Consider the following 16,933-nt stretch of genomic DNA (forward strand, 5'->3'; position numbering starts at 1 on the left):
ATGAAAAAATCTATTTTTAAAAAACTACTAATTACTGTTGGTTTGGCAGCCACCACTTCTTTAAGTGGTGCTTTGCCAAAAGAGTATTATGACATATCTACAACGAAAGAATCAAAGAAATACTTCTTTGAATACTTTTATAATCTAATTGAAAAAGAAAATATTAAAATCTTACAAGAAAGAGAGTTTGTAAAAAACTATCTTAACTCTAATATTTTAAATATTAACTACTCATCTGCCTCATTTAAAAAGCTTTTAGAAATAAAAAGAAAATATAGAATAAAAAGTCTATTTAGTAAAGAAAAATATCTTAGAAAAATAGATATTGTACCTCCTTCAATGGCATTAGCACAAGCCGCAGTTGAAAGTGGTTGGGGAAGAAGTAGATTTATAAAAGAGGCAAATAATGTATTTGGTCACTGGACTTACAATCCTAAAATTGGAATGATGCCTCTTCAAAGAGATGAAGGTGCAAGACATTTTATTAGAGTTTTTAAGACAGTTCAAGACTCAATTAGTGCATATATGTTAAATCTAAATAGAAATAGAGCTTATAAATTATTTCAAGATAAAAGATATGAGCAAAGAGAAAAAGGTATGATTCCTCAAGGAATGGAACTATCTCAAACTATGCTTAACTATTCTGGTATTGGGCATAATTATTTAGAAATTTTAAATGATGTTATAAACAAAAACAATTTAATAAATTACGATAAAAAATTTTATACTAAAATAAAGGAAGAAAAATGATATTTACAGCACCTCTAAAGTCTGATTCTATAAAAATCATGTTATTAGGAAGTGGAGAATTAGGGAAAGAAGTTGTTATTGAAGCACAAAGATTAGGGATTGAGACAATAGCAGTTGACTCATATAACAATGCTCCTGCACAACTTGTTGCAAATAAAGCTTATACAATAAATATGAAAAACAAAAATGAAGTTTTAGATATTATCAGAAGAGAAAGACCTGATTATATTTTACCTGAGGTTGAAGCTTTAAGTATTGAAGCACTTTTTGAAGCAGAAAAAGAAGGTTTTAATGTAATTCCAAATGCTGATGCAGTTAACAAAACAATGAATAGAAAAAACATTAGAGAGTTTGCAGCAGTAGAATTAGGACTTCCAACTTCAAAATATGAGTTTGTAACAACTTTAGATGGATTAAAAGAGGCTGCTGTTAAAATTGGTTTCCCTTGTGTAATCAAACCAGTAATGTCTTCATCTGGTCATGGGCAAAGTATAGCAAAGTCTATTGATGATATTGAAAACTCTTGGGAATTAGCAAAAGAAGCTAGAGGTGATGCTAGTGAGTTAATTGTTGAAGAGTTTATCACTTTTGATTATGAAATCACTTTATTAACTGCTAGAAATGAGAATCAAACAGTATTTTGTGAACCAATAGGTCATATTCAACAAGATGGTGACTACATTTTCTCATGGCAACCAATGAATATGAGTGAAGCTGCAAAAGAGAAATCAAAAGAAGTTGCTAAGAAAATCACTGATGGTTTAGGTGGTAGAGGTATTTTTGGTGTTGAACTTTTTGTAAAAGGTGACGAAGTTTACTTCTCAGAAGTAAGTCCAAGACCACACGACACAGGAATGGTTACTATGATTACTCAAAGTGCTAGTGAATTTGCACTTCATGTAAGAGCTGTTTTAGGGCTACCTTTAGATTATATTGATTATGGAGCAGGAGCTAGTGCTGCTTATAAAGCAAAAGGTGATAGCTTTAATCCTAAAATTGATATTTTTGATGCATCATTTACTAAAGAATCACTTATTAGAGTATTTGGAAAACCTCAATCACATGAGGGAAGAAGAATGGCAGTTGCTTTAACTTTTGATAAAGACTCTTCAGATAAAGCTTTACAAAAAGCAAAAGAAATTATTGGAAACTTCCACGATAACTAAAAGCTTAGGCTTTTAGTTATTTGATTTTTAAATCTAAAATATACTGCATTCCACCTTTTTCATCTACAGTTGAAATATCAACAGTACCACCTATCATTCTAGCAAGATTTCTAGCTTCTACAATATAACTATTAGTTGACCCTGCTGAGCCTAGATACATCAAATGTATATTTTTCTCTTCAAAACCATTGTTTTTTACAACTAATTGAATACTATTTTTAGTTTGAATAACTTTCAGCTCAATTAATTTAGAAATTTTTCCTCTTTTTAACTCTTTTTTTATAAGGTCAAGACATGATTGTTCAATAAAATTAACAATGATATTTTCTAAATAAGCTACACTTAAATCAACACTTTTTTTAAGTTTTTTTACTTGGTTTTCATACTCTAAAGAGATTTTATATCTAACATTGTCATAGACATAATTATCTATTCTCCTTTTTATTATTTCAACAGGTCCATCAAAATCCAATAAAGATTTAGTCTCTTTTTCAAAACTATCAAAGTTATCTAATGTCTCTTCAAATCTCTTAAGTTCTTCATACTCCAAACTATAGCTATCAATTAGTTCGAATATAAACCTACTATTAATTAAATCATCCATTCCTAACTTATTTAGATGCTTATTTAAAGGTGTAGTATCAAACATAGAGATAAAGTACTTTAATGTATATATCTTATTTTTAAATGTAGTTAATGTATTTATACTTTCTATTAATTCATGTTTTTGTACTTTTGGCAAATCCATTAAATCTAAATCCATTATAAATAGTTCATGAAAACTCGCATCATCATAAATAAGATTTTTATCTAATTGAATATCTTTAAAACCATTTTGATTTAACTGATCAACAATTGTATCTCTAAGCTCTTCTAATACCTCTGATAAATACTCTTTTATTCTATGGATATGATTTAAAATAGAAGCGTGAGCTTCATTATAAAAATCTCTATTAAGTTTTGTTTTACCACTACTTTCTGTAGTAAACATATTATCAAATACAAATAAAGAAGTGTACTGGGGTTTTATTTTTTCTAGTTCTTCTTTTATATTTATAATGGATGTTTTTATAGCAAGTTCCATTTCTTTAACTTGATTATTCAAAATATTAACCTTTTATAAACACTCATTATTTGAAGAAACAAATTTATTTACTAAAATTATCCAGTTACTCTCATTTTCAACCAGCATAACATCTCCAGATTTCTTCTTATAAATAGTATTTATTTGTGCCCATTCACCTTTTTTAGACTTAATAGTAAACTCATCACCTTTTTTTAAAACTCTTAAAATAACTGCATCATCAAAAGTATCATTTCTTACATTTAAGCTACTAACTTCAACTTTATATAAACACTCATTTATATTTTTAATACTCTTTTTTACCACTGTTGCCTTTTGAAATATTTCAACTATTTCATTCTCTTTTTTACTACTTACTTCTTCTACTTTAACAGGTCTTTTCTTTACAGGTGGCTCTTTTTTTTCTTCTTTTTTTAAATCACTAACAGAAATACCATAATTACTTAATACAATATAGTAACCAAACTCTTCATCAAGTTTTTTATATAATTTTACTGTTTTAGTTTGAGTATTTATATCAACTATCTTATGAGTTAAAATATCATCACCCTCTTTATATCTACCTTCTATATTTAAACTTTGTTCTTTATTTGTATTTTCAGTCTCTTTATCAAGCTTTAAAACAACAAAATCTTTTCCATTAAAAGAGTACATACTTTTTATTCTTATATCTTTTAAATTTTTAGTTCTTGTAAAATCTGTTGTAAGTCTTGCTATTTCATTTTCATGTTTAAAAACATTTTTCGCATAATCTTCAGTAGATTGTATAACTTGATTTGCACCACTACTATTAGGTAAAGAACCTGGAACTTGTGTAATTACTCTTTGTTTTTGCTTTTGTTGTATATTTGAAATTTGCTCTTCTAAATAATCTTTTTCTAATCCTGTAATAGCATTAAAAAACTCTTTTGATTGCTTATCTAATACATCAAGTTTATCCATATCATCCATACTTTTTTCTTGTGCATATAAACTATTTAAAGCCAATGCAACTAAAGCAATCATTACAATTTTCTTCATTTTTATCCTTTTCAAACTTCTACTTAAACTCAAACTCATAATTAAACCCACCTATATATGTAGGATACTTCATAAAAAAAGCTCCTGTTTTACCAGCACTTGTTGTTGTACTCCAATCACTACCTGATGTCATATTTGTCAAATATCCATCATATCCACCCTCAGCTACCATATAATCTTTTTCTAAATCATATAGGTTAGTATTAAAAATAGGTAACATAAAAGTATTCCCTGTGTAGCCAGTATTATTATTCCCATTTCTATAGTAAGACATAATCCCCCAACAATACATTTGATTGTAAATATCTATTCCACACATACCATTATCATCTTCGATAACTTTAATCTTCTTCCATTTTATTTTAGCAATTGCTGCTTTAAAGAAATCATCATTTTCATTTAAAGCTGTAAAATAATCACCTTTTAATTCATTTTTTGAATTTACCCAAACAATTCCACTATTTTCTTGTAAAGACCCAGAAAGCAGTCTACTTGAAATATCTACATCTAAAAGTTCAGAATCATCATTTGAATCATAGCTAGAATATGAGCTAATTATACTATTTACTGATGTCACAGTAGGAGTATAACCCCATGCTTGATGTATTTTATAATATTGATTATTTTCACCAAGCGCTACAATTGAATGTAAACCACCTTTTATCTTTTTTAAAGATATTGGTGTATTTACTTTTGTTGGAACACATAAGTTAACTGAAACATTTGAACTTCCGTTATATACACTTTGTGAACAACTACTATTATAGTATGTATCTAATCCCCAAAGATAAAGTTCTCCCTCATTTGATAAAGCAGCTGTTTTTCTATATCCAATAGTTAAAGTATATGTAATATCTTTAAAGTACTCTCTTACTCCATTATCATATACAACTAACTCTGTAGGATTACCATAGTTATTATATTTTGTAAAATTACTAGAACTTGTTCCTGAGAAACCAGCATAATCATATCCCCATCTAAAGAGCTGACCATTCTTTAAATTACCTTCACTATCAGTAGTCGCATTTGCTAAAATAAGCCATATCTGATTGTTTGCGAAAATTTTATTTGCTTTTCTATCACTTGAACCATTAAAATACAGACCTCTGTATAGCTTTTCTCCTTCATCTGAAGTATCTAAGTTTGTATAAGTACTTGAAGTATCATTAGCTTCTTTTCCTCCACAATAAAGCTCACCTTTATTGCTAACTCCACAAGTACCATGATAAACTGTACTAAAAAAATCTACAAACTTTGGTCTTATTGAAGAAGAATAATATTCTTTACTATTAACTAAAGAGTCTTCATAATTTTTTGCTTTCATTCTAACTAAAGTGTTTATTACAGGGAATCTATTACTTGTATTTAAACTTCCATTCTCTTTATAATAATTAGGCTCATCTATACCCGTAATATTATTAGCATTATTTCCCCAAGTATAAATATCTCCATTTACAAGCATTCCTCCAGCTCTTCTTGTAAACTGAATAACTGCTTTTCCTATATCCCTATCATCTTCTCCAACTTTAGCATAACCTATATCTTCACCTAGATTTACATACTCACCTACACTATTAGCCCCTAGATATAGTGTTTCTTGACCAGCAAAAAGAACTTCTTTACCTAAACTTTTAAAGAAGTTCTTATAAGGGTTAGTTCCTGGTTCACCTAAACTATTATCTGCAATAAGTTTATTTTCTGTAATTGAAAACTTATATTTCCTACTTGCATCATACCAATGAAGAACACCTTGTGGGTCTAAATAATACTTGTTTGAAGGTGTTGTATCTGTTGTTGTAATGTCATCTTTGTATTTGAACTTATACTTTTCATCAGCACTTAAAACAATCTCTACCTCATCATTTTCATAACTAATTGGTGCTTTAGTATATTTTCTATTTACATTAGAATAATAGTAATCATATAAGTTAGTTTTATCTTTTATATCATCTGGTATTCTTGTAGTTATTATATGAGTTAAAGGATCAATACTAATTCCTACATTAAAAAGATTATATGGATTATAGCCTTCTGCTAAATAACCTTTATCTATTAAGTTTAAAAGTGTTGAACCATTGGCATTTTTTGAGATATACTCTTTATAAGCTTTTGCTATTTCTTCTTCTTTTTCAACCAATCTTTTTACTTTAGCAAAACTAATAGTATCTATATATGTTGAAGCATTTAAAGAAACAATAGTAAAAAAGATTATAAATAGTTTTTTCACTTCTTCTGTACCTTTGGTTTTGAAATATAATCTACAAAATATAAAGTTTCATTTGTATCACTTTTCCTAATTTCACCTAAATAAGATAAAATACCTTCGCCTGCTACAACTCCCTTTGGACTACTTGCAGTTAATTGAGCAATAATTACATGTCTATCCACACACATTTGTTTTGCATCTAAATACTTTAAAGTATAATCAAAGACTGACATTCTTTTAAATATCTCACTAACTCTTGTTTTTATCTCATCTTTAGATATATAACTATCTTTTACATTTTGAGTTTCTTGTTTAACTCTCTTTACTTCTAATTTTAATTGTGAATACTCAATTTTTTTAGTTTCTAAATCTTTTGCTAAATACTCTTTTTTCTTTTGTGTTTGGTAATAAGTTGCAGCTTTTAAAACAGTAAATCCCAATACATAAAGAAACAATAATAAAATAGCTACTTTTGAAAATGCTGTTAATCTATTTTTATTGATACTTATCATTTTAAGTCTCCACTAATACATTGAATTAACTCTTTGTGTTTTCTTTTTGCTGTTCTAAGTAGGATTTTTTCTCTTACCACTAATCTTTTTTGTATTTTTATTTCATTTTCTATTTGCTTTAAAGAACTTGTTTCAATATACTTTTTTTCAATACTTGGTAATACATAAAATACGATTGTTGCAATAAAAGCTAAAAGTCCAATTACATATGCACTTTTTAAAGAGTAAGTATTAATCGTATCTAAAGGGTTTAAATTTTCAATTAAACTATTTACATCCCCTAAGCTTTCTGCAATTACTTCACCTTTTTCGTTTTTTGTATTTTGTTTTAAAATATTTTCAATTGCCGCATTATATTTTGTATTTGCTACATAATAAATATGTTCTATTTCTCCACCACTTGAAAGCATTGCTATATGCTTTGTAATTAAAATTGATTTCATAATATCATCAGATATGAAATTTGGATTTATTTTTGCGGTGTAAACAGTTTTATGATTGAATAAAATATAATACTCTTCATCAGCAATATGAACTAAAATTTGATTATTATCTAAATGCTTCTTAGATAATAAATTTAAAGAATAGATATCATCATGTACATCATATCTTGATAGGATAACACTATGTTTTCTAAAGTTATCATATGTAAACATAGTTTGGTTATCACCAAACTCATCACTTACATATAAATCAAAATTTTCTTCTTTTGAAGAGAAGTCAGTAATTACTAATCGTACCATAACTCTTCCCCTCTAATAATAGCTGTTGCATCTTCTTTTGTAATTAAACCTTCATGATATTGAGCCATACAAGCTTTCTCAACTGTCATATATTCAGCTGGGTTTTCAAAATCTCCACCCTCACCTAATTTAAATCTTACAACTTCAGCAATTGGAACCCTATCTTTAAATCCAGTTTTATTACACTCGTCACAACCAACACTAGTGTAACCACCCTCTCCATCTGGTTCTTTACAATATTCACATAACTTTCTAACTAATCTTTGAGATACAATACCTCTTAAGTTATCCGTAATATCCCCTTCATTAATTCCTAAAGAACTTATCATTCTAGATACAGTTGCAGGAGCTGAGTTTGTATGCATAGTTGAGAATACTAACTGACCTAAGTTTGAAGCATTTACTAACTGATAAGCAGTTTCAGGTTCTCTTGTCTCACCAATAAGAATAATATTTGAATCTTGTCTTAAAATATCAACTACGGCTTCTGGGTAACCATATTTAAACTCTTCACTTGCACTTGCATATTCAGATAAATCAATTTGGAAGAATGAATCATCAACATACTCAACAGGATCTTCAATAGTTACAATATATTGTTGCTGTCTTGCTAGTTTTTGTAAAAGTGCATACATTAAGTGTGTTTTACCAGAACCTACTTGTCCTGTAATTAGAATCATACCATTTGCATATCTAGTTAAGTTATTTAAGATATTTACTGTTTCTTGAGGATAATTAAGTCCTCTTAAATCATGAGAAACAACACCTTTACCACCAATCATTCTCATTACAAGGGAAAAGTTCATTTTTGAGTTTATAAGACCTAGTCTGAACTTAATGTTTTTCTTTCCATACTCATAATTTATCATACCATTAATAGACTCATAATCTGAGTCTTCTTGGTCAGCCATAGTAACAAGTCTTCTTTTTAGTGTTTTAGCTAAAGTAATTGGCATGGTACCCATATCTTGTTTTACACCATCAATTCTAAACCATAAAGAAGCTGACCTCGTACTTTTTTGAATGTGAATATCAGAAGCTCCAAGTAAGATAGCTTGCCCCATCATCTTTTCAAAATATTTATTGATTTCATCATCATCTTCAACATCATCTTGAGATGTAAATACAATTTCTCTATCTTCACCAAATACAGAAGATAAAACTCCCTCACCTAAGATTACAATCTTTGTAAAATAGAACTTACTTAAGATATCAAAATCTAAATTTACAATATCTCTAATTCCAAGTACTTTGTTTTTACTTTTCTTATCTTCTAAAGTAATGATATACATACTTGTACAAAGTTCTAATTTCTCTTCATTTAATAAGTAAGAAGTATCTTGATACTTTACAGATAATTGTGCATAAGAAGGATAGTATTCATATCCTAGACTTTTTACAAATTCAGAGTATTTCCCCTCATCCGCTATTAGGTCTCCATATCCTCCAATAAGTTTATATTTTGATTTAATCATATTTTCAATAATTTCAGCAAGATTTTTATCATCTTTTGCTTTTTGGCTAAATAAACTATTGATTTTGTTTTTTTGTTTATTTAAAACTTTCTTTATATCAAACTTATTTTTTTTATTATCTTTTGGTAGTAAACTATCACTTATTTTTTCATCTTTATTTAAGAACGAAGGTAAGCTTTTTCTAATATTACCTTTTAATCCTCTTCTTAAAAATTTCTTTAAAATATTCTTCATCTTCTACTCTTATTGATATAAAGTTTTAAATGTAAATGAACTTATTACAAGATTTATAATATCTGAACCAATGATAACTGTAATTAGCATAGCTATCAACCAAAAGAAAAATCTCCACTGTAAAACTATATATGCAATATTTTTTTCAAACATTGTATCACTTGTCTCATATAATGCTTTTGTAACTTCAGAATAACTTGTTTTACTTAATTCTGATAGTTTAATATCTGCTGTAATAATTGCAGGGTAGTTGTACTTTTCGAAAACAGTATAAAGCTTTTTATTTTTATGAATTACATCAGCTAACTCTTTAAAAAATGGTCTAAGTCCTACTTTAAAATAGTCTTTTGATAAAATCAATGAAGTTTTATGAAAAGAAATACCAGCACTTAACATACCATTTAAAATTCTAAACATAAATCTACCATCAGAAAAAGCCTGCGTCTTAAACACTTTATATAATAAAGCTGGATTATATTTCTCAGTATAGATATAACCTAAAAAAATTAAAGCTGTAACTAAAATAGATAAAACCAAGCCTATATATGCAAAATCATAAGTAAAATAACCAGGTATTCCTAAAAACTGTTCTACATCAGGATTTAGTTTTTTTAATTGAACTAAATCTTTTTTTAAAATATCTAAATATAAAATCATCCCATAAAAAGTACCTATAATAATAAGCATTGGTACTAAGATAGGATTTATCATTTTTGATAGAAGATTTGAGTTTGCTTTTTCAAAAGATAGTACTAGCTTTAAACCATCAATAGGATTTGTACTATTTACTACAAGACTATATTGAAAAGAGTTTAAAAATTTATTTTTATATAAGATTGCTTCAATTTTGTGTTTTCCAATCTCTAAATCCCTAATAGCAGCTTCAAGCCTCTTTTTAAAGTTTGTTTCTCTAGTAATTTGTTCTTTATATAAAACTAAAGCTTTTCTAGTATTTGAACCATTTTCAAGTTTAGTTACTAAATAATTTAATAAAAACTGTTCATAGGGATCTTTGAATAAATTCATTACTAAAAGCCTTTAATATCTCTTACAGTAACAACATAAACAATCTCTCTTCTTACATAAGATTTTGAGTCACTTCCACCTATTGCAAAACCTTCTAAAGGTAAAACACCTTGATACTCTTTTGCATCATCATGAACAATAATAGATCCAACAATTGCAGTTTCTCCAAGTCCTATTTGTCTTGAAATATTATAACTTTGGTCTTTATATTGAGGAAGTTTTATGTTAGTTCCCTCGACTGTAACATCTTCAAAATCAATAAGTTTTTTGATACTAGGGCTTATATTTAAAAAGATTTTATCTCTTGAAACTTTTGCCATTGCTGTAATTGAAGTACCATCTTTTAAAGTGTTTATTGTAATATCAGTAGTTGTTGTGTTTGTATCATCATCTTTTGTTGTTTCAATTTTCTCAATATAGTCTGTATTTTGGCTAATTGATTGAACAGAAGGGATATTGTTTTTTAATACAATTACATTTTTACTATAGTTTAAAATCTTTCCAATATTGTTGTTTGCTTTTGCAGTTAATTTTAAAAGTCTTGTTGCATTATTACTTTCAAAAGCAATTTCACCTTTATCTTTTATAGATTTTAAAACACCTGTATCGGTATTTGATTGTCTATCTGAACTAATACTACCTATTCCATACTCTCTATTTTTATTTAAAACTAACTCTATTCTTTCAAATTCAATAGTAGTCTCTTTTGCAAAACTATCTTCATAGGCTTTTACTATTGTTCTTACAGCACTTTCTACACTTTTTGTAGATTTTAAAAAGATTAAACCACTTGCTTTATCAATATGATATGTTGATACTTCATCATTTGCAATAATATTTTTAAGCATATTATCTAACTCATCATATAAAACTATTTGAGAACTATTTTCTACTTTACTTTCAGCACTTGTTTCTTGAGTTGCTGTTTGACTTGTAGATTTTAAGTCAAGTACAGGGATATTTAACTCAATTACTAAATCTTTATATCTTTTTATATAAATAGTTTCTTTATCATAATCTATATCAACATAAACATTTTTAGCATGAGCTATAGAGTTTAAAGCATCCATTAAATTTCTAGTTTTTACTGAAATAATACTATCTTGAAAACCTTTTACATCTTTGATGTAAGAGCCAATCGATACTTCATATCCAGACTCTGATGTAATTAGTTTTACTAACTCTTCAACAGAAATCTCTCCATCTAATTTAAATGCTATTCTATTTATATTTTGTTTTTTTGATTCACTCTTACTTAATAACTTTACTAAATATATAGAACCACTTTTTTTAATAAATAGTTCTTTATCTAACACAGCATTTAAATACTGATTTAGTTCAGCCATATTATGAATTTTTATTCTACTTTTAGGAATTAAAGTATCACTACTTTTTAGAAAATAGAAGTTTCCATCAATTAACTCTAACTCTTTTAGTACTTCAGATAAAGATTTATCTGATAACACACTGATAAACTCTTTTTTATTTCTTTTTTCATTTACCAAAGTTTTAGAGTAAGACTCTTTTATATTTGAATAACTTTCTTGGTTCACACCTTTTTTTACATCATTTAACATATCGTTATGGAAACTTTTCATCCCACATGCTGTAAATAATAATGGAGTAAATAATAAAATAGAATATTTAAATACTTTAATCATTTCTTTCCTTATTTAAAATAAAACTCATAGTCAAATCCGCCTATATATGTAGGAAATTTCAAAAATGGCTTATTTATATTGTCAAACTCATCATTTGTCATACTGTTATTTAATTCACTATTTTGTGTTATAAATAATTTGTTAATACTGTTTATTTTACCAACATCATACAAAGAAGTACTTAAAATTGGTAGGGATCTTCCAGGATTTCCCCAACAATACATTTGAGATTCACTTCCTAATCCTGTCATTGCACAAACAAAGTACTTTTGAGAATCCATAACATCAATTTTTATATTGTCAATTCCAAAAGATTCATTTGATGCAGATTCACCTAAAAAAGCTCCAAAACCTAACTTTAATCTTCCATTACCATCAAGTGTTGTATCTATTTCATAATAGTGCTTTTCATCTGCCCAACTAGATAAAGAGCCACTAACATTTATAGAATAACCATGTCTAGCATCCAAATCATCCATAGTACCATCATCAACTCTATAAACATCCTCTTTAACTTTATCATCATTTATATACACAGTCAATGCTTCTGTAATACCACCATCACCTGGATATTGATTAGCATCCCAAGAGTCAATCTCATACATTGTAAATGATATTTTAACATCTTTATTTGCATTTGCACTTCCAAAGCTATATGTTTTATAAACTTCTTGAGAACCATCTGCACTAAATGTACTAGAACCTAGATTTACTCCCTTTCCAAATCTTCCTAAGAACTTTGTAGCTTCATTTCCGTCGTGTATAAGAGTTGTATTCCAACCACTTATGCTTTTTTCAAAGTCTTCAAAAGAGACTGCACTTACATTATTTGTTTTAAAAATAGATACATTTGAGAACTCTCCATCTTCATCACTTTCTTTATCAAATTTTGCAATCATATCTTTAAATAGTTTTCTATTATAATCTCGACCACAATATTGATCACCTTTATATCTACATGTTAGAAGCTTGTCATTTCTACTAGAACCTAAATTATGTGTATATATTTTTCTATCTTCTCCAACATAAATATAGTTTCTCTCCATCACTCCACTTGAGTGGTTTGGAATAAGCATTGTTGAAACACTTAAGGCACTTGAAGGAACATACGAAGTTGAGATACTTTGCGTAGAAATACCATTTGTAATATTTTCAAATCTGTAAAAAACCTTATTGTCACTTCTTAAAATCAATGTATCACTATTTACAAATACTCTACTTGGGTCAAACTTTCTATCACTATTATCTTTTGTAGGTTTTAAAAGAGTTGTTCCATCTGATTTTTCACCCCATACCCAAAGTCTATTATCTTCATCAAGAGCTGCAAAAGTTTTTGTATCTCTTAGGGCATAAAGTTTTTTAAAAACTTGTCCACTTGTATTTATCTTTGTTGGAATATTATTTATATAAGTTTCATCACTATTATCTATCCCTAATACACCTTTGTTGTTTATTCCAAAAGTATAAATATTTCCTGCTTGAGAAAGTACTGCCATAGCATTATCAACCATTGCTACATCAGTTAAATATATTTCATCACCATCTTCTGTTTTATCTGTTTTCCCCGTTGAGAAAAATCTATTTCTTTTTAGAATAGAAGTTGTTACTTCTTTTAAATTTTGCGTTGTATCAACATCTTCAAAATAAGAAGAGTTTATTCTTCCATTACAGTATAAATCTCCTCCAAATTTAATATATGAACCTGATTGAAAGTAATCAAAAATAGGTGAAATACCACAAACATTTGTACTGTTTATTGCCATTTTCTCAAATTTGATTCTATAAGGATTGTTATACCATCTTTTATCTCTTCTTGTATAAGAAGTTCCTGTATTATCTGTTACAGAAGATTCATTATCAATTTGAACTTTTAACATCACAGGTGTATTTATAAAATCTGGAGAGAAGTTTGGATTTAACTGACCATGTGTTTGGATACCTGCCTTTTTATTATGGTTACTTCCCCAACAAAAAATATCTCCATTTGCAAGCATACAACCACCATCATTTCTTAAAACTAAATCCTTTGCATTTGGAATATAAGAGATAATTCTATCTTCGGCATCTGCTTCTTCATCTTGGCTATTTAATACACTACCTGACTCAACAGGAACCCAACTAGCTCCACTTGTATCACCTTGATAATAGTATTCATACCAGTTATTGTTTTTTTGACCAAATACTCTATCTCCAATTTTTGCTTTTATATATTGTAAATCATCTAAATCTTCTAAAACTATTGGAGGTCTTTGATAAACTTGAATTGAACTTTGGTCTGCTTTACAAAATTTGTAAATTAATTCTTCACCTTTTAGTTCATAATAATAGTTTAACTTAGGACAAGGTTTAGTATCTAGTGAAATTAACTGACTCTCATTTTTCAGTTTTATTATCTCTTTTACTACTTCACTATATTTAATCTGAGAGCCCTTTAAAAGCTCAACTTGACTTGTATCTTTAGGAGGAGTTGTATTTACTCTAAACAAAGCTGATTGATAAAAGTTATATAGATACATCTGTTTAGTATCATAATCATCAGCTTTTTCGATTGCACCCAAAATAAATAGATTATTATTTGCATCAAATCTTGTGACTATACTATTTGAAGTAAAATCATTAGTTTTATTAAAATCTAATAGATAATCTTCACTATTTAGAAGTGTCCAATTTAAACTCCCTGCTGTTGTTTTTGGAATTTCTCCTGTTTGTTGAATATATTTATTTACGGCAAGAGCTATAAACTCTTCTTTTTTTATAATGTTTTTTATAGAATTCATTGATGCTTTATTTTGAATATTAGCAAATATTGGCAATGCAAAAATTAGTACAAAAAATAAAATCTTCATATTAATCTACTTCTTTAATTTCATTATTTATAAGCTTTATATATCTAACAGAGTTTTGCACATAAATATATCTTCCAACAGCCAAATCATTTAACTTACTATTTGTAAGCATACTCTTACTACTTATAGTAATATTTCCTAAATTAAAATCTTTTTTATCATACTCTATCCAATCATTTGCACTTGAATCAATCCATCTTAATGTAGTTTTATTTTTATTACAATAGGTATTTGTAACTGTTTCACAACTACTAGATATTGCATTTCCTGAGTTCAATAAAGAATAAATAGTTTTTGCTTCATCACTTTGTAGTGAAATAGTTATATAAGAGTCTTCATAACTATCTTTTACTTTAACAGAAGTTCTTTTTCTATATACATCCCTATAATATAAATCTTTTAAATAAGTCTCTAACTTTTCTCTTGTCAATGCATATTTTAAACTTTTGTTAGTTTTAAACTCAATATCATCTCCCATTGGATTTTTTACATCAAAATTTTCACCTAAATATTTTGATGTCATTAAAGAGCTTATATTTGAAGGCAGTTTAAATTCATTTAATAGATAGTTTTCATACTCTAAAGCTATTTTTTCTTCTAGTTTTATAAGATTTTGTACATATAAAACATTTTTTTGCTTTAAAATATTTGGATTAGCATATAAGTTTAAAAAAGCAAAAATAAAAACTACTATAAATTTAATCATTGCAATCTCCTAATATCATCAAATGTTTTTAAATATTTTTGATTTGTAAAATCTATAAGCTTAGTTCCCGGAACTAGATTTAAAAACTCTTCTGAATCATGTAAAGTTCTGTCATCTGTGATGATAATAGGTCCTGTTTTAAAGTTTTCTATATAAAAAAACATCAAAAGGTTACTAAGTTTAATATCTCCATTTGTTTCTAGTTTATCTGTTGAATTGAAGATATAAATATGATTATCTTTTAAACAATACTTTATAGTAGTATCTGTACAAGCATTTATAGCTTTACTTTGCATTTGCATCAAAGTGTGTAAAGTTTTTGCATAGCTGTCATTTAATCTAATAATCACCTTATTGTCATAAACAAAAGTATTTTCTCTATAGTTTGTACTTCTATATAAAGCTTTAATTGAAGTATCAATACTTGAATTTGTTGTAATCAGTCTATAGTTGAAATTTAATTTACCAGTTGAATCTAACACATAATCTTCAAAAAGTAATTCATCTCCTGAATCAAAACTACTTTTAAATGTCGTACCTAAGTATTCATCTGTTTTTAGCTGGGATATATTTGTAGGATATTTCATCTCATTTACAATATATCTTTCATAGGCTCTTGCTATAGCTTCTTCTTGTTGAATAATCTTTTTTACTTTATCCACCAAAATTTTTCTTTGCTCAAAAAAATCACTATTAGCTTGTAAAAAGTTTATTATAAAAAATAGGGTAAATATATATTTCATCATAAAAAACTCTTTAATTTATTATATAGTTTTATATCTCTGGGGCTTTGAGATTTTAAAAGTTCATCCAAAACTCTTTGTTTAAAATACTCTTCTTGCCTTTGCTTTAAAACATCAGCATCTAAAGGTAAAGTCTCACCATCTTTTGAAAAGTCTTGATACATAAGGTTATATGGAATATATTGTTTTACTAAGTTACCATAATTTGATTCATTCATAATAGGATAGATATAGTAAGCTATTTCAATTACTTTTTGTATTGATTTTTGAATCACTTCATCTTTATAAGAAATATTTTTTTCTTCAATACCAACTTCTAAAGTAAAAGTTCTCTCACCTACAACTCCATCCGTTGTAACACCTGTATCATCATTTCCTGATTCTCTAAGTTTTGCTCTTAGTGCAAAAAGTTTAAGTTTTTGTTCTTCACTTATTTGTAAAGACCCATCTTCTTGAAGTAAGGCATCATTTTCTAAATCAGCACTTGAGGTTCTATCAAGTAAAAGTAACCATTCCCAGTTACCATCTTGAGGTAATAAAGCTATGATTTCATCCCTTGAAATATCTTGTGGGTCTATTGAGTATTTGTAAGCAAGAAGTGTTTTTATATCTCTTATAATCTCATAGCTTTCTTGCATATGTTTTACATCTTGCAAATCGCTATAAGATTTATAAGCAACAGATGCAGAAAATATGGCTACTACTGCAAGTGCCGAGCTTAGCCATATGTTTCCTAGCATCTAGTTTTTCTTATAAAGAAC

14 protein-coding genes are annotated in these 16,933 nt (G+C 27.5%); 2 read left to right on the forward strand and 12 right to left on the reverse strand.

Features of this window, described 5'->3' with window-relative positions; translation table 11 throughout:
- Window positions 1-750, forward strand: coding sequence for a glucosaminidase domain-containing protein (locus ACH5BF_RS03005; protein ID WP_423272567.1), 750 nt, complete (start codon window positions 1-3; stop codon window positions 748-750).
- Window positions 747-1,916 (forward strand): formate-dependent phosphoribosylglycinamide formyltransferase, encoded by a 1,170-nt coding sequence (gene purT, locus ACH5BF_RS03010; protein WP_423272568.1) that lies wholly within the window; start codon window positions 747-749, stop codon window positions 1,914-1,916. Before ACH5BF_RS03005 ends, purT begins: the two co-directional genes overlap by 4 nt.
- Window positions 1,917-1,932: 16 nt before the next feature.
- Here the strand turns inward: purT and ACH5BF_RS03015 are convergent, their stop codons facing one another.
- The 12 genes from ACH5BF_RS03015 to ACH5BF_RS03070 are packed head-to-tail and all read right to left on the reverse strand — an operon-like array spanning window position 1,933 to window position 16,912.
- The gene (locus tag ACH5BF_RS03015; protein ID WP_423272569.1) at window positions 1,933-3,021 is read right to left on the reverse strand and encodes a hypothetical protein; all 1,089 of its coding nucleotides are present in this window, start codon (window positions 3,019-3,021) and stop codon (window positions 1,933-1,935) included.
- Window positions 3,022-3,033: 12 nt separating this feature from the next.
- A complete protein-coding gene (locus ACH5BF_RS03020; protein ID WP_423272570.1) occupies window positions 3,034-4,020 on the reverse strand; it encodes an SH3 domain-containing protein in 987 nt (328 codons plus the stop codon).
- Between the two features lie 19 nt (window positions 4,021-4,039).
- A complete protein-coding gene (locus tag ACH5BF_RS03025; protein ID WP_423272571.1) occupies window positions 4,040-6,247 on the reverse strand; it encodes a hypothetical protein in 2,208 nt (735 codons plus the stop codon).
- Window positions 6,244-6,738 (reverse strand): hypothetical protein, encoded by a 495-nt coding sequence (locus ACH5BF_RS03030; RefSeq protein WP_423272573.1) that lies wholly within the window; start codon window positions 6,736-6,738, stop codon window positions 6,244-6,246. Before ACH5BF_RS03030 ends, ACH5BF_RS03025 begins: the two co-directional genes overlap by 4 nt.
- Window positions 6,735-7,481, reverse strand: a complete 747-nt coding sequence (locus ACH5BF_RS03035; protein ID WP_423272574.1) for a hypothetical protein — start codon at window positions 7,479-7,481, stop codon at window positions 6,735-6,737. Before ACH5BF_RS03035 ends, ACH5BF_RS03030 begins: the two co-directional genes overlap by 4 nt.
- Window positions 7,469-9,190: a GspE/PulE family protein gene (locus ACH5BF_RS03040; protein ID WP_423272576.1), complete on the reverse strand. Its 1,722-nt coding sequence runs from the start codon at window positions 9,188-9,190 to the stop codon at window positions 7,469-7,471. Before ACH5BF_RS03040 ends, ACH5BF_RS03035 begins: the two co-directional genes overlap by 13 nt.
- A gap of 9 nt (window positions 9,191-9,199) precedes the next feature.
- Window positions 9,200-10,216 carry a hypothetical protein gene (locus ACH5BF_RS03045; RefSeq protein ID WP_423272578.1) on the reverse strand — a complete coding sequence of 339 codons (1,017 nt, stop codon included), beginning with the start codon at window positions 10,214-10,216 and terminating at the stop codon, window positions 9,200-9,202.
- Between the two features lie 2 nt (window positions 10,217-10,218).
- A complete protein-coding gene (locus tag ACH5BF_RS03050; RefSeq protein WP_423272579.1) occupies window positions 10,219-11,877 on the reverse strand; it encodes a hypothetical protein in 1,659 nt (552 codons plus the stop codon).
- Between the two features lie 8 nt (window positions 11,878-11,885).
- Window positions 11,886-14,723, reverse strand: coding sequence for an RCC1 domain-containing protein (locus ACH5BF_RS03055; RefSeq protein WP_423272580.1), 2,838 nt, complete (start codon window positions 14,721-14,723; stop codon window positions 11,886-11,888).
- Window position 14,724: 1 nt separating this feature from the next.
- Window positions 14,725-15,429, reverse strand: a complete 705-nt coding sequence (locus ACH5BF_RS03060) for a hypothetical protein (RefSeq protein WP_423272581.1) — start codon at window positions 15,427-15,429, stop codon at window positions 14,725-14,727.
- Window positions 15,426-16,175: a hypothetical protein gene (locus ACH5BF_RS03065; RefSeq protein ID WP_423272582.1), complete on the reverse strand. Its 750-nt coding sequence runs from the start codon at window positions 16,173-16,175 to the stop codon at window positions 15,426-15,428. The genes ACH5BF_RS03060 and ACH5BF_RS03065 overlap by 4 nt, the downstream gene beginning before the upstream one ends.
- Window positions 16,172-16,912: a hypothetical protein gene (locus tag ACH5BF_RS03070; RefSeq protein WP_423272583.1), complete on the reverse strand. Its 741-nt coding sequence runs from the start codon at window positions 16,910-16,912 to the stop codon at window positions 16,172-16,174. Before ACH5BF_RS03070 ends, ACH5BF_RS03065 begins: the two co-directional genes overlap by 4 nt.
- Window positions 16,913-16,933 lie beyond the last annotated feature (21 nt).

The sequence above is a fragment of the Arcobacter pernae genome (assembly GCF_049472135.1).
Lineage (GTDB): Bacteria > Campylobacterota > Campylobacteria > Campylobacterales > Arcobacteraceae > Arcobacter_B.

What these genes read in the sequence shown, in the direction of transcription:
- ACH5BF_RS03060 (WP_423272581.1), bottom strand. Translation starts at nt 15,429, where the DNA reads ATGATTAAATTTATAGTAGTTTTTATTTTTGCTTTTTTAAACTTATAT.
- ACH5BF_RS03035 (WP_423272574.1), bottom strand. Translation starts at nt 7,481, where the DNA reads ATGGTACGATTAGTAATTACTGACTTCTCTTCAAAAGAAGAAAATTTT.
- ACH5BF_RS03055 (WP_423272580.1), bottom strand. Translation starts at nt 14,723, where the DNA reads ATGAAGATTTTATTTTTTGTACTAATTTTTGCATTGCCAATATTTGCT.
- ACH5BF_RS03065 (WP_423272582.1), bottom strand. Translation starts at nt 16,175, where the DNA reads ATGATGAAATATATATTTACCCTATTTTTTATAATAAACTTTTTACAA.
- ACH5BF_RS03040 (WP_423272576.1), bottom strand. Translation starts at nt 9,190, where the DNA reads ATGAAGAATATTTTAAAGAAATTTTTAAGAAGAGGATTAAAAGGTAAT.
- ACH5BF_RS03050 (WP_423272579.1), bottom strand. Translation starts at nt 11,877, where the DNA reads ATGATTAAAGTATTTAAATATTCTATTTTATTATTTACTCCATTATTA.
- ACH5BF_RS03030 (WP_423272573.1), bottom strand. Translation starts at nt 6,738, where the DNA reads ATGATAAGTATCAATAAAAATAGATTAACAGCATTTTCAAAAGTAGCT.
- ACH5BF_RS03020 (WP_423272570.1), bottom strand. Translation starts at nt 4,020, where the DNA reads ATGAAGAAAATTGTAATGATTGCTTTAGTTGCATTGGCTTTAAATAGT.
- ACH5BF_RS03045 (WP_423272578.1), bottom strand. Translation starts at nt 10,216, where the DNA reads ATGAATTTATTCAAAGATCCCTATGAACAGTTTTTATTAAATTATTTA.
- ACH5BF_RS03005 (WP_423272567.1), top strand. Translation starts at nt 1, where the DNA reads ATGAAAAAATCTATTTTTAAAAAACTACTAATTACTGTTGGTTTGGCA.
- ACH5BF_RS03070 (WP_423272583.1), bottom strand. Translation starts at nt 16,912, where the DNA reads ATGCTAGGAAACATATGGCTAAGCTCGGCACTTGCAGTAGTAGCCATA.
- purT (WP_423272568.1), top strand. Translation starts at nt 747, where the DNA reads ATGATATTTACAGCACCTCTAAAGTCTGATTCTATAAAAATCATGTTA.